Here is a 13,313-nt window from a genome sequence, read left to right on the forward strand (position 1 = left end):
GAACAGGCTGAAGGAGTAGCCGGAATTATTGCTGAAAAGTTCCTGTACCAGGGAGGATTGGTTACCACAACAAAAAAATCAGGGCAGCAATGGGATTTACCCAATGCATGGGCTCCTTATCAGTGGCTGGGTTTTAAATCTATGAAAAATTATGGGTTTAATGAGCTAGCAGAAAAAATAAAAAATAACTGGTGTTTGAATGTAGAGAGAGTCTACAACAATACCGGAAAACTTATGGAAAAATACAATGCATTAGATACAGAAACAATTGCAGGCGGAGGGGAATACCCCAATCAGGATGGATTCGGTTGGACCAATGGAGTGTATTTAAAATTACAACAAAACTGAAACTAACAACAAAAAAATAGGGCTATGAAAAATAAATCAATCTTTTTAATTGCCGCCACAGCTACATTGTATTTCAATAATGTGTATGCTCAGGAAACACCGCAAGATTCAGCGAAAGTTTCTTCTATCGATCAGATCGTTATTACAGGAAATTCTAATCCAAAGAAAAAAATAGAATCCAGTACTGCGATTTCTACTTTCAGTGCTAAGGAAATTCAGAAACAAAATCCTATCAGTGCTGCTGCTTTGCTGCAAAGAGTTCCCGGGTTTGCGGTAGAAACTTCCGGAGGGGAGGTAGGCAACAACCTTTTTGCAAGAGGAATTCCTTCTGCAGGAGCTTACGAATTTGTACAGGTACAGGAGGATGGTCTTCCGGTTTTTGAAGATGGAGCGCTCCAATTTGCCAATGCTGATAATTTTTTTCGTGTAGATAATACAGTAGGCCGCCTGGAGGCTTTAAGAGGAGGATCGGGTTCTATTTATGCCAATAATTCTCCCGGTGGATTAATCAATTTTATTACTAAAGAAGGAACTAACGACTTTAAGGGAACGGCGAAAATTGAAACCAGTACTTATGGATTAATGCGTACCGACCTCAATATAGGAGGAGCATTGGTAAAAGATCAGTTGTTCTTCAATATAGGAGGTTTCTACAGAACGGATGACGGAATCAGAAAAACGGGTTTTAAAGCCAATAATGGAGGTCAGATCAGAATGAACCTGAAATATGTCTTTGATAAAGGATATGTGAAAGTATATTATAAAAAACTGGACGACAGAAATACATTCTTCCTTCCAATTCCTTTACTTCAGAATGGAAATGATTTAAAAGGATTCCCTGGCTTTGATCCTAATTACGGCACGTATAGCTATAGAGCGATCAGTCAGTTGAATATCCCTCAGGCCGGAGGAGGATTTTTTAATAGAAATCTGGAAGATGGAATTCACCCGAAAGTGGATGTAGTAGGGGCTGAATTCAAATATGATCTGGGAAATAATTTCAGTGTTTTAAATAAGACGAGATATACCAATATCAATATGAATTATACAGGGATTTTCCCTGCCGGAAGTCCAAAGACAACTTCTGAGTTTGCAAAGGAGATGGGGATGTCCAGTTATCAGTATTCCCTTGTGAGTAATGGAGCCGTTGTTGATCCTGCGTATGTTCAAAAGTTAGGATTCTGGGCCATTGACAAGCAGATGAATAATTTTGTAAATGACTTACAGCTTAATTATAAATTTGACAAAGGAAATCTAACAGCAGGTTTTTATAAATCTAACTGGAAGTCTCATCAATACTGGAACTGGAGCAATATTTTGGCTACAGCTACAGACCGCCCTCAGCTGCTGAATCTTGTAGACCCTTCACTCAATCCTTCAGATACAGGATATTCTAAAACCTATAATGGGGTTACAGATATGACTTTCCTGCAGAGAGATACCCAGACGCAAGGGAGCTTAAATGATCTGTATTTAAATGTGGATTATAATGTGACAGAAGCACTGAGCCTGAACGGAGGTATCCGTTACAGTCATGATTTTTATAAGGGTAGTTTTGCCAATACGACAACATCCAATTTAAATAACTCAGGATTAACGACAGATGGAACTCATAGCTTTGCAACGACTACGGCTGATGATAACATGAGTGTATTAGGAAATAAATTTACATATTGGAACTACAATATAGATAAGGTGTCTTTCACATTAGCGGCCAATTATAAGATCAACCGAGAAAATGCAGTCTATGCCCGTTTCTCTAACGGTTTCAGATCACCCAATGAAGAAGCTTATTATAATTACTTTTCCAATCCAGCCCCTGATAAACCTTTAAAATCAGTATTAACCAATCAGCTGGAGGTTGGATATAAATATTACTCCCGTACTTTTGATGTGGCGGTAATTCCGTTCTATTCTACATTGAAGAACCTTTCCTTTACAGATATCTTTTCTAGCGGGAAGTCTGAAAACACTTTTGCCAATACAGAAAACTATGGGGTTGAATTAGAAGGGTATGCCCGCTTATTTAATAATATTCTGGAAGTTACATTCAACGGAACTATTCAGAATCCTAAATATAAAAACCTGGAAGCAGGAAGCCTTTTGGAAGGGAATACCGTAAGAAGAATGCCTAAATTTTATTTTAATATTGCTCCTGCAGTCAATATTACAAAATCCTGGAGAGCCTATGTAAGCATGAATTACTATGGAAAAAGATTTCAGGATGAATTAAATGTTCAGACGTTACCTTCTTTCTCAGAATTTGGAGCAGGAATGTCTTACCAGCTAGGGAAAATTCGTTTTGCTGTAGATGGGACCAATATTTTTAACACTATTGGAATTACAGAAGGAGATCCTAGAGCAGGCTCACCAACAGGTGACGGTATTATCATGGCCCGACCTATTATGGGTGCAGCAGCCAGAGCATCCGTTACTTTAGATTTTTAAACTCTATTTCTTTATAACAAGAAACCGTCAGGATTTTCCTGGCGGTTTCTATTTTTATAAGCTTTCACAGATCGGGCGGATGTTTGCACTCGCTGACCTGGTCTTGTATCCCGTTTATTTAAAAAATGGATTATACTGTTTTTCAAAACCGATTGAGGTAGGATTTCCATGGCCTGAAAATACCTGAGTGTCACTGTCCAGTACGAAAAGTTTCTTGGTGATACCTTCAATCAGCTGTTCATAATTTCCTTTATATAAATCTGTTCTTCCAATGCTTCCTTCAAAAAGTACATCACCTGAAATCATGAACTTCTGATTTTCATTGTGGTAGACTACACTTCCAGGTGAATGCCCAGGAACATGATAGATCTTAAACTTTTCTCCATCAAGATCCAGCTCGTCACCTTCTTTTACATAATTTACCTCTACTTTTACAGGATCTATAGTCATTCCGAATCTTAGTCCGCTGGCCTGAAGCATATCCAGTACCTCCTGGTCTTCCTGATGCATATGGACAGGTACTTTAAATTTGTCAAAAGCCCACTGAAGTCCCAAAACATGATCAATATGAGCATGCGTCAGAAGTATTTTCTGAATATGTAATCCATTTTCCGTGATGAAATTGTCAATAGCCTGAGTTTCCTGTGCACTCATATTACCCGGATCAATAAGCCATGCATTTTTATTTTCGTTGTAGATGATATATGTATTTTCGCTCGCAAAATTGAAAACGAAACCTTGAATCTGAAGCATATCTGAATATTTTTATTTCAAAAATACGATATTATTAAGAAAATGGCTATTTTTCGTTATCTTCGTCATAATGAAAACTTTGCGAATACTTTTACTCTCTTTGGGCGGATTGGTGTATGGACAAAATATCCAGAGTATCCAATTATTCAACCCACAAACGAATGACGAAACTCCTGTCATTAGGTTTAATTCAGATGAAAAACTGGTGCTCACCTTTGATGATCTCACTAATGCCAGTGAAATTTATCGATATACGATTAAACATTACGACAGAAACTGGAATGATGACAATCTGTTTTTTACAGAGTTTGCCACAGGAAGTATGAATGCACTTCTTGATCAGTTTCAATATTCTTTTAATACATTACAGGCTTATACTCATTATAAACTGACTTTTCCCAATGATAAAATTCAAGCGAAAATTTCAGGAAATTTTGAGTTGATTGTGTATAAAGATTCTGCGGATAAACCACTTTTCAAAAGAAGATTTTACCTGGTAGAAGATGCTGCTTCATTAGCTCTTAACATTACAAGAATAGCGGATGCCAAGAAACCTAATATCAATCAAAGGGTAGAGGTAAAAGCAGTGCCGAATGGGGGTGATCTTTCTTCCAATGTTAATTCTATGACCCTGAATGTGATGCAGAATAACAATCCGAATATGACCATTTCGGATTTGAAGGCAAGTAGTGTTTTAGGAAACCAGCTACTTTTTCAGCAGCTGAACCTTAGTTTTCCGGGAGATAATGAATTTTATTATTTTGATAATAAAAATATGAATACTCCAGCGGATATGGTTCGTACCGTAGAAGTGAAAGATGGAGTGAACCAGACGTATTTGCACCCGGTTTGGGCTTTTCCTTTAAATTATCAGTATCAACCAGATGTAAACGGAGCATGGTACTACAGAAGAAATGATTTAGGAAGAGAAAGAGATGCCGAAAGAGAAGCAGATTATTCATGGGTATATTTTTATCTGGATTCGGATCCTGTAGATAAAGATATATATATTCTGGGAGGATTTAACGGGTTCAAGCCCAGCAAAGAAAATCAGATGCAGTATGATGCCGCCACTAAACAATATGTGGCTAAAATTTTCCTTAAGCAAGGGTTTTATAATTATGTTTTGGCAACTAAAGAAAGTGATGGATCATTAAATTTTGGTGAAGTCAACGGGAATTTCTGGCAGACAGAAAACTTATATCAGGCATTTTTATATTATGCTCCATTCGGAAGAAATTATGATGGGCTGATGGGATACGGAGAATTTAGAACTCCAATTGGCAATAAACGCTAACGAATTCTTTACTTTTTAGAGGATAAAAAATATTATTTAGTATATGTAAAACAAAGGCTGTCTTATCTGAGACAGCCTTTGTTTTTTGTGAAGCCTTATGAATACTGGTTTTTAAGAAAATGAGCGATTTATTTCAGATGTAAAATATAATGCTAAGCATAATTAAAATTTTAATTCACAAAATTTTGATTTGTATTAATATTATCAATTAAAATCTTTTTTAATAATAAAATTATCTTTAATTAATCATTTTTTTTATAAAATCATAATTGTGTTTTGTTAATTGATTCATAATATCTATTGAATTTTATTCATCAAATTAATCATTTTGTTGTGAAAAGTTTATAAATTCGTTTTTCACACTAACAAAAATTATTATGAAGACAAAGTTTATTTTAGTGGCAAGCGTTGCTGCCTGCTCTTTTGTTTTTGGACAAAACACACCATCAAAATTAATTCCGGGTAAAGACGGATTGCATGCAGAATTCATGAGATTCGATAAAAATGCACCTACTTTTCAAGGAAGCCCGGTTTTATTTGATGAAACTTCTCAGAGACTTTCTACCGGACAGGCTCGTAAATTAGGACTTGAAAAAGATGCACTAGGTTTTGAAACTCAAAGATTTCAACAGACCGTTAATGGTATTCCTGTAGAATACGGAATGATGGCTGTACAGACGAAAGGAGGCAAAATTGTAGGGCAGTCCGGAAAATGGATTCTTAAAGTTTCTGAAAAAATTGAGAAGAAAGCAAATATCTCAGAAAATATAGCATTACAGAGTGCGTTGTCATTTGTAGGAGCAGACGCTTATAAATGGCAGAATAAAGAAGAGGAAGATTTTCTTAAAAAAGAATCTAATGATGCCAACGCCAGCTTTGCTCCAAAAGGTGAACTGGTATATTATTCAGATCCTACTGATGAAAAGCTGAATGATTTAGTATTAGCGTATAAATTTGATATCTATTCAGAGAAACCATTGAGCAGACAATATGTTTTTGTAGATGCTAAGAATGGAAAAGTGTTAGGAGTAGATGCCATCATCCATGAAGTAAATACTCCAGGAACAGCTACTACCGGTTACAGCGGAAATCGGAATATCGTAGCTGACTCTTACAATGGAAGCTACAGATTAAGAGAAACAGGAAGAAATGCAGGGACAGCTGTAGAAACCTATAATTTGAAAAAAGGGACCAACTATTCATCAGCTGTAGATTTTACAGATACTGATAATGTATGGAATAATGTGAATACCAATAAAGATCAGTATGCTACAGATGCCCATTGGGGAGCAGAGATGACTTTAGATTATCTGTATACAAAATTTGGAAGAAAAAGTATTGACAACAATAATTTTGCGATCAAATCCTATGTTCATTATTCAACCAATTATTTCAATGCTTTCTGGGATGGTTCCAGAATGACTTATGGGGATGGAAGTTCCACTACAAATGGAGGTAAGCCATTAACAGCGATTGATGTTTGTGGTCATGAAATCACTCATGGAATGACTTCTAAAACAGCTAATCTTGTGTATCAAAGAGAGCCGGGGGCATTAAATGAAGGGTTCTCCGATATTTTTGGAAATTCTATCGAACGTTGGGCAAGACCTACTCAGGCAAGCTGGACTTTAGGAGAAGATTTCAGCTATGTTATCAGAGATATGGCCAATCCTAATGCTTATAGTCAGCCGGATACTTATAAAGGGAAATACTGGAAAGATGCTACTACTACAGGCTGTGCCGTACCGGGACAAACAACAAACGATTATTGTGGAGTTCATACCAATTCAGGAGTCCTTAATTTCTGGTATTATTTATTAGTAACAGGAGGCTCAGGAACTAATGATAATGGATTTGCTTATAATGTTTCCGGAATCGGGTTGGATAAAGCTGGTGCTGTTGCTTACAGAACATTAACGTCCTATTTAACCTCAACATCTACTTATGCCAATGCGAGAACCTATTCTCTTCAGGCTGCCACAGATTTGTATGGAGCAGGAAGCAATGAAGTAACACAGGTTACAAATGCATGGAATGCTGTAGGTGTTGGAGGAGGTACTTCTGCGGCGGGACTTATTGCTACTGCATCAAAAGTTTCTCCATATACCATCAGCCCGAATCCTGCTACAGACAGGTTTACGGTAGAATTTGAAGCGAAAGCCGGAAATGGAATCGTAGAATTGGTAAGTTTAACGGGTAAGAGAGAACTTTCTGAAAAAGTGAACCTTACTGACGGAGGAAACAGAATCAATATACAGCTTCCTTCTAATATCCTTCCTGGTGTATACGTTGTAACCGTGAATGGTCAGAATGCAGGAAACTTGATTAAAAAATAATCCTTTAGTTATAATATAGTCAATTAAAAAAGGCCACAAGTACATTACTTGTGGCCTTTTGTATGTTTTTAGTAAAGTGAGATTACACTAAATAGAAATCATTCAGCTTTTCTTCGCAAAGCGTTTTTACTACTTCAATCCATCGGTCTTCATCATTCAGACATGGAATATAATGGAAGTTTTCACCTCCGCCATGCAGGAATTGTTCTTTTCCTTCCACAGAAATTTCTTCTAAGGTTTCAAGACAATCAGAAACGAAAGCAGGACAAACTACAGCAAGGTTTTTTACTCCTTTTTTAGGAATAGTTTCCAAGGTTTCATCTGTATAAGGCTCGATCCATTTGTCTTTTCCCAGTCTTGACTGGAAAGAAACAATTGTTTTTTCTTTTGGAAGACCCATTTTAGCAATGACTGCTTCAGTGGTTTTATAACATTGATGTCTATAGCAATAAGCGTTGTGCGTGTCTACCTGACTGTTGATACAGTTTGCATCATCAATTTTACAGGTTTTGGACGGATCTGTTTTATAAATATGCCTTTCTGGAACACCGTGATAAGAAAACTGCAGTGCATCAAAGTTTTCCGGAAGTTTTTCTTTAATACTCTCTGCAAGACAGTTAATATAAATATCCCTGTTATAGAAAGGTTGGATATAATTGATCTTTACTTTCGGGAATTTCTTCTTTCTTACCTCTTCTGCCATTTCAATCACTGTTTCCGTTGTACTCATCGCATATTGAGGGTACAGTGGGAAAAGTACGATCTCTGAAATGCCCTGATCCACCAATTTCTGAATACCGGTTTCAATACTTGGCTGGGCATACCGCATTCCGATTTCTACCGGAACATCTACAACTTTCTGAAGTTTCTTCTTAATTTTTTCAGTAATAACGATAAGTGGAGATCCTTCGTCTGTCCAAACTGTTTTATAAGCTTCGGCAGATTTTGCAGGTCTTGTGTTTAAAATAATTCCACGGACAAGAAGTGCTCTAAAGATCCAACGGTAATCAATTACCCTTTCATCCATCAAAAATTCATCAAGATATTCCTTTACGTCGTTTACCGCTGTAGACTTTGGCGATCCAAGATTTACCAGTAAAATTCCTTTTTTATCCAATATTTTTTATTTTAATTATGAAACAGACTTGTTGAAATCTGTTACTAATTCTGAGACTTTGGCAAATGTATTATTTTCAACTAAGCCATCGCTATTTAATTTCCCCTTTATTCCTTTTATCAGCAGCTGATGATCTGCTGCTATTGTTGCTCCGAGAGTTTTTAAAATCATTAATAGTTCTTCGTGACCTTTTTCTCCATTTGCCGAAGCAGTAATGACTGCTGCAGGTTTGTCAGAAAAAACAGTCGTAGAAACACACCATTCCAATAGATTTTTTAGTCTGCCTGGAATACTGAAAATATATTCCGGTGTACAAAATAAAACACCCTTTGAGTTTTTGATGTCTTCTCTTACGCTGAGTATTTCTTCCGGTGTATGATGATCTGTTAATGCAGTATCAAAATGAGGAAGAACAGAAAGATCTTCAATCATTTTGAAATCAACATATGGATGTTGCTCCAGCACCTGTTCTATCAGTTTCTGATTACTGGAGTTTTTTGAAGCACTTCCAATAACTACTATGATTTTATTTCCGGGAGGCATTTTTATTTCTGTTATCCGTTCACAGCCTCCACTCTTTCTACCAAATCAGGAACAAATTGTTTTAAAATGTTCTCAATTCCGTTTTTCAAAGTAGCGGTAGAGCTTGGACATCCTGAACAAGCGCCCTGTAGAAGCATTTTTGCAGTTTTACTCGCTTCATCATATTCCATTAAAGAAATTTTTCCACCATCATTTTCTACTGCGGGAGCAACATATTCATTCAGGATATCAGAAATCTTCTGCTCATCATCCGTATACTCTCTGTTGATGATTTTTTCAACAGGATTTTCATGTTTCTGAGGTTCAGCTTTTGATATTTCCCCTCCGTTTTGAAGATATTCTGCAATCTGGGCACGAACAGTCATCATTACCTGATGCCATTCTACAGAATGATCTTTAGTAACAGCCACGAAATTGTCAGAAATAAAAACTTCAGTAGCAAAATCAAATTCTTTGAAGATCGCTTCAGCTAAAGGAACTTCAGCGGCTGCATCTCTTGATTTTACTTCCACGAAACCATCCATCAGTAATTTGCTTGACACAAATTTCATCACGTTGGGGTTAGGAGTCATCTCAGAATAAATCTGATACATCTCCTTTTTCTTCTGAAGATAAATTCTTGGGTTTGCCAATAGCTCATCCTCAATCACATTTTTCAGACTTTCAGCTACATGTTCCCATTCTATGGTATCCTGTTTTGCGATAGCTACAAAATTAGCTGTAATAAAAATTCTTTCTACAAAAGGATAATTGAAAAGCTCTTGTGCTAAAGGAATTTCTGAAATATCTGAGTTTCTGTCCAATTCTAAAGATCCCGGGATAAGATTGTAATCTGCTACAAACTTCATCACTTTTGGATTTTCAGTTGGTTCTATAAGTACGGTACGCATTTTTTCGTTAAATTTGAGATACAAAAATACGCATTAGAAGTTAGAAGCTGAAAGTTGAGAGTTAGATTTTTGCTATCGCTTTAATTTAGAAGTTAGATACACTGAATAGAAGTAGGTAAATTATAATTTTCAAGTAAGCTTATTTTTTAAATTTCAAATTAAAACTATGGCACTTATAAAAGAACTTTTAGGGAAAATACCACAGATTGGAGAGAATACTTTTTTAGCAGAAACAGCAACCATTATTGGAGATGTTACCATGGGAAGAGACTGCAGTGTTTGGTATAATGCAGTGATCAGAGGTGATGTACATTATATTAAAATGGGAGATAAAGTAAATGTTCAGGATAATGCAATGCTGCACTGTACTTATCAGAAACATCCTTTGAATATTGGGAACAATGTTTCCATTGGCCACAATGCTATTGTGCATGGATGTACAATCAAAGATAATGTACTGATCGGAATGGGAGCTATTGTAATGGATGACTGCCTGGTGGAAGAAAATTCTATCGTAGGGGCGGGATCTGTAGTGACTCAGGGAACTCACATTAAATCCGGAGAAGTTTGGGGAGGAGTTCCTGCCAAGAAAATTAAGGATATTAATGCCCAATTGCTGGAAGGAGAAGTGAACAGAATTGCTGATAATTATGTGAAATACTCTTCGTGGTATAAGGAAAATGTAAAAGACTACGAATTATAATCGGGGATATCTGTTGCAGGTTTCGGGATGGAAATAATTTTCTCTTCTGAAACCAAAACTTCATTTATCGTTACATCAATATACAACAAAGCTCCATCAAAAGATGGAGCTTTGTATATCATCCTAGTATAAAAATTCCTTAAAAGAATTTGTAATGATTTGATTATAGAACCTTTGCTTTATTTTTAATTGATATCCGGGGTGATGAGTCTTATCTTTCCGTTAACACATTTAAGAGAGGTAGGAGGAGTGATCATCACACAATCAGACACAATATTATATTTTTCATTAAAAATTCTGACCTTATCCGTATAGTCTTTAATTCTTGATACGATAGAGGCTTCTATTTTTTTTGGGTAAGCAATATACTGCTGAGGTCCGCCGCATGATTTTAATCCCATTGGAGCAAATGCCCATTCATTGGCGTCAGTACATTTTTCACCGGAAACTTCAGATTCAATAGATGCTTTTAATTTATCCAATAATGCCTGGTCGTATTTTTGACTGTCCTGATCAGCAGGTCTTTCAGAAATATCTTTCGGAAGATTGGTATTTGCATTCTTTGAGGTATTACATGAAATAAGACTGAATGTAGTACATAATACTAACGCAGGAATAGGGATAATTTTTTTTTTCATTATAAACATTGTTCTTAGTAAGAATTTTCAAAACTTGTGCCAAGGTAAGAAAATCAAATTCATTTCCGTATTTTTGACAACGATGAACAATCATTTTTTTGACTTATTAGAGCACACGAACCGAAGTGTCTTTCTGACTGGAAAAGCCGGGACAGGAAAGACTACATTTCTTAATGACTTTGTAAAGCGGACAAAGAAAAAACATGTTGTGGTAGCACCTACGGGTATTGCCGCAATCAATGCAGGTGGTGTTACCATCCATTCGATGTTTGGATTACCATTGAGAACTTTTCTGCCCACTACGGAAAGGATAGATACCAGTTTGGCTAATAATATAGCTGATCTGATGCCCCATTTTAAATACCGGAAGGATAAACTTAAGCTTTTAAGAGAAGTTGAAATCATTATTATAGATGAGGTTTCTATGTTGAGAGCAGATGTTTTGGACATGATGGATTTCTCTTTACGGTTTATCAGAAGGAATAACCAAAGGTTTGGAGGAGTACAAATGCTGTTTATCGGAGACCTTTATCAGCTTCCGCCGGTAGTGAGGGATGAACATATTCTAAAAATGTATTACAATTCACCATTCTTTTTTGATAGCCATGCTATTAAAGATATTCCTTTGGTTACCATTGAGCTGACGAAAGTGTACAGACAGTCTGATGAAGAATTTTTGGAAATCCTGAATGCTATCCGTGATGGTGATGTGGCGAATATAGATTTTGATTACCTGAATAAAAGATATGATCCTGATTTCAATATCGGGAAAGAATCATACGTTTACCTTTGTTCTCACAACAAAATGGCTGATGAGATCAATCAGGAGAAATTAGTAGAAATAAAAGTAGATGCTCAAACCTATGAGGCTAAACTTGTAGGAGATTTTAAAGAAAATCAGTTCCCAAACGAACAATTTTTAGAATTGAAAATTGGAGCACAGATTATGTTCATCAGGAATGATATTTCCGGGGAAAAGAGATATTTCAATGGGAAATTGGGGGAGATTATCGGGTTGGATGAAAATGAAATCCGGGTTGTTCTGGATGAAAGTGAGCTTGAAATCACGGTGAAAAGAGAGACCTGGGAACAGAAAAAATATTTCCTGGATACCGATAAAACCATTCAGGAAGAGGTATTAGGGAGTTTTGAGCAGTTTCCGATAAAATTGGCCTGGGCAGTTACCATCCACAAAAGCCAGGGACTAACCTTTGATAAGGTGATCATTGATGCAGGAAAAAGTTTTACTGCCGGTCAGGTATATGTAGCATTGTCCCGTTGCAGAACATTGGAAGGAATTGTTTTAAAATCAAAAATTACTCCTGAAGTTATTTTTAAAGACAACAGGATTCTTCATTTCCATACAGATACAGTGGCTAATGATCATATTGAATCTATCCTGAATCAGGAAAAATATGATTACAGTATCAGAAAAGTACTTCGTACAGTAGATTGTTTATGGTTTTTAAAAGAGGTGGAAGACTGGAATAAGCTGTCTGTAGTTACCAAAAATTTAGACCATGTTAAAACCAATCAGCTGTACCTTCAGCTGAAACATGAAAGCGTAAATCTTGGAAAGATCTTTGAGAAATTAGAAAGAGTTATTTTCCAGAAGGTTAATAATTTTATTGAGAAAAAAGAAGAATGGGCTGAAATTGAGAGCAAAACAAAAGGGGCAGTTAATTTTTTCTTTGTAGAAACCAGAGATAAAATTTTTAATCCTTTGAAAGAATTTTATGCTGAGATCAAAGGAGCCAAAGGCCTAAAACAGTATAATGATGAATTCAGAAACTGGTTGGAGGATATTGAGGAATATTTGAACAGCCTGAAAGATATTCACCTTCTTGAAACGAAGCTTTTAGATGAAAAGAATGATAAAGAAATCAATCTGAAAATCGCTAAAGTGCCTTCACAGGTTTTAACTTTCCAGTTATTTGAACAAGGAAAAACCATTGGAGAAATTGCTTTGGAAAGAGGCTTGGTAAAAGAAACCGTAATCGGTCACCTTGCTAAATTTGCAGAACAGGGATTGCTGGATATTTCAAGAGTCATTACTTCCGATAAAATCAAAGCTTTTGAAACAGAGTTTTATAAAAATCCTCAGGAAACTTTGACAGAATGGAAGAATGTACTGCCAAGTAATTTTGAATTTAATGAGATCAGGATTCTGATCAATCACTATAATTATAAAAAGGAAAAGAATTCATGAGAATTCTTTTCCTTTTTTAATTGATATCTTG

The 13,313-nt window shown here is 36.1% G+C and carries 12 protein-coding genes; 6 read left to right on the forward strand and 6 right to left on the reverse strand.

Features of this window, described 5'->3' with window-relative positions:
• Together JML65_RS10810 and JML65_RS10815 are read left to right on the forward strand one after the other, a co-directional pair.
• A partial coding sequence (locus tag JML65_RS10810; protein ID WP_262896495.1) for a trehalase family glycosidase occupies window positions 1-348 on the forward strand: 348 nt, incomplete at its 5' end.
• 24 nt (window positions 349-372) lie between these two features.
• Entirely contained in the window at window positions 373-2,796 is a 2,424-nt protein-coding gene (locus tag JML65_RS10815) for a TonB-dependent receptor (RefSeq protein WP_202270883.1), read from the forward strand.
• Window positions 2,797-2,910: 114 nt separating this feature from the next.
• Here JML65_RS10815 and JML65_RS10820 read toward each other — a convergent pair whose 3' ends face one another.
• Window positions 2,911-3,549, reverse strand: a complete 639-nt coding sequence (locus JML65_RS10820) for an MBL fold metallo-hydrolase (RefSeq protein WP_084085437.1) — start codon at window positions 3,547-3,549, stop codon at window positions 2,911-2,913.
• Window positions 3,550-3,619: 70 nt separating this feature from the next.
• On the opposite strand from JML65_RS10820, the gene JML65_RS10825 reads away from it, so the two are divergent.
• Window positions 3,620-4,846: a type IX secretion system plug protein domain-containing protein gene (locus tag JML65_RS10825; RefSeq protein ID WP_202270884.1), complete on the forward strand. Its 1,227-nt coding sequence runs from the start codon at window positions 3,620-3,622 to the stop codon at window positions 4,844-4,846.
• A gap of 377 nt (window positions 4,847-5,223) precedes the next feature.
• Window positions 5,224-7,182, forward strand: coding sequence for a M4 family metallopeptidase (locus tag JML65_RS10830; protein ID WP_202270885.1), 1,959 nt, complete (start codon window positions 5,224-5,226; stop codon window positions 7,180-7,182).
• A gap of 82 nt (window positions 7,183-7,264) precedes the next feature.
• Here JML65_RS10830 and hemH read toward each other — a convergent pair whose 3' ends face one another.
• From hemH to JML65_RS10845, 3 genes are read right to left on the reverse strand one after another with little or no spacing between them, the layout of a single operon-like run.
• A complete protein-coding gene (gene hemH / locus JML65_RS10835; protein ID WP_047490311.1) occupies window positions 7,265-8,299 on the reverse strand; it encodes a ferrochelatase in 1,035 nt (344 codons plus the stop codon).
• Between the two features lie 15 nt (window positions 8,300-8,314).
• Window positions 8,315-8,842, reverse strand: a complete 528-nt coding sequence (locus tag JML65_RS10840) for an NADPH-dependent FMN reductase (protein ID WP_084085435.1) — start codon at window positions 8,840-8,842, stop codon at window positions 8,315-8,317.
• A gap of 11 nt (window positions 8,843-8,853) precedes the next feature.
• Window positions 8,854-9,732: a NifU family protein gene (locus tag JML65_RS10845; protein WP_047490317.1), complete on the reverse strand. Its 879-nt coding sequence runs from the start codon at window positions 9,730-9,732 to the stop codon at window positions 8,854-8,856.
• 166 nt (window positions 9,733-9,898) lie between these two features.
• Here JML65_RS10845 and JML65_RS10850 point away from each other — a divergent pair, with 166 nt between their 5' ends.
• Window positions 9,899-10,435, forward strand: coding sequence for a gamma carbonic anhydrase family protein (locus JML65_RS10850; RefSeq protein ID WP_047490320.1), 537 nt, complete (start codon window positions 9,899-9,901; stop codon window positions 10,433-10,435).
• On the opposite strand, the gene JML65_RS24000 is transcribed toward JML65_RS10850, so the two are convergent.
• A complete protein-coding gene (locus JML65_RS24000) occupies window positions 10,423-10,557 on the reverse strand; it encodes a hypothetical protein (protein ID WP_262896496.1) in 135 nt (44 codons plus the stop codon). The genes JML65_RS10850 and JML65_RS24000 overlap by 13 nt on opposite strands.
• Before the next feature lie 63 nt (window positions 10,558-10,620).
• The gene (locus JML65_RS10855; RefSeq protein WP_202270886.1) at window positions 10,621-11,073 is read right to left on the reverse strand and encodes a hypothetical protein; all 453 of its coding nucleotides are present in this window, start codon (window positions 11,071-11,073) and stop codon (window positions 10,621-10,623) included.
• 82 nt (window positions 11,074-11,155) lie between these two features.
• Between JML65_RS10855 and JML65_RS10860 the strand changes: the two genes are divergently transcribed.
• A complete protein-coding gene (locus tag JML65_RS10860; protein ID WP_202270887.1) occupies window positions 11,156-13,282 on the forward strand; it encodes a helix-turn-helix domain-containing protein in 2,127 nt (708 codons plus the stop codon).
• Window positions 13,283-13,313: the final 31 nt, after the last annotated feature.

It is taken from the genome of Chryseobacterium sp. KMC2, assembly GCF_016756935.1.
In the GTDB taxonomy this organism is placed as follows: domain Bacteria; phylum Bacteroidota; class Bacteroidia; order Flavobacteriales; family Weeksellaceae; genus Chryseobacterium; species Chryseobacterium rhizosphaerae.

Excerpts from the sequence above, each read along its gene's own strand:
- JML65_RS10815 (WP_202270883.1), top strand. The coding sequence starts at position 373 with ATGAAAAATAAATCAATCTTTTTAATTGCCGCCACAGCTACATTGTAT.
- JML65_RS10820 (WP_084085437.1), bottom strand. The coding sequence starts at position 3,549 with ATGCTTCAGATTCAAGGTTTCGTTTTCAATTTTGCGAGCGAAAATACA.
- JML65_RS10825 (WP_202270884.1), top strand. The coding sequence starts at position 3,620 with ATGAAAACTTTGCGAATACTTTTACTCTCTTTGGGCGGATTGGTGTAT.
- JML65_RS10830 (WP_202270885.1), top strand. The coding sequence starts at position 5,224 with ATGAAGACAAAGTTTATTTTAGTGGCAAGCGTTGCTGCCTGCTCTTTT.
- JML65_RS10840 (WP_084085435.1), bottom strand. The coding sequence starts at position 8,842 with ATGCCTCCCGGAAATAAAATCATAGTAGTTATTGGAAGTGCTTCAAAA.
- JML65_RS10845 (WP_047490317.1), bottom strand. The coding sequence starts at position 9,732 with ATGCGTACCGTACTTATAGAACCAACTGAAAATCCAAAAGTGATGAAG.
- JML65_RS10850 (WP_047490320.1), top strand. The coding sequence starts at position 9,899 with ATGGCACTTATAAAAGAACTTTTAGGGAAAATACCACAGATTGGAGAG.
- JML65_RS24000 (WP_262896496.1), bottom strand. The coding sequence starts at position 10,557 with ATGATATACAAAGCTCCATCTTTTGATGGAGCTTTGTTGTATATTGAT.
- JML65_RS10855 (WP_202270886.1), bottom strand. The coding sequence starts at position 11,073 with ATGAAAAAAAAAATTATCCCTATTCCTGCGTTAGTATTATGTACTACA.
- JML65_RS10860 (WP_202270887.1), top strand. The coding sequence starts at position 11,156 with ATGAACAATCATTTTTTTGACTTATTAGAGCACACGAACCGAAGTGTC.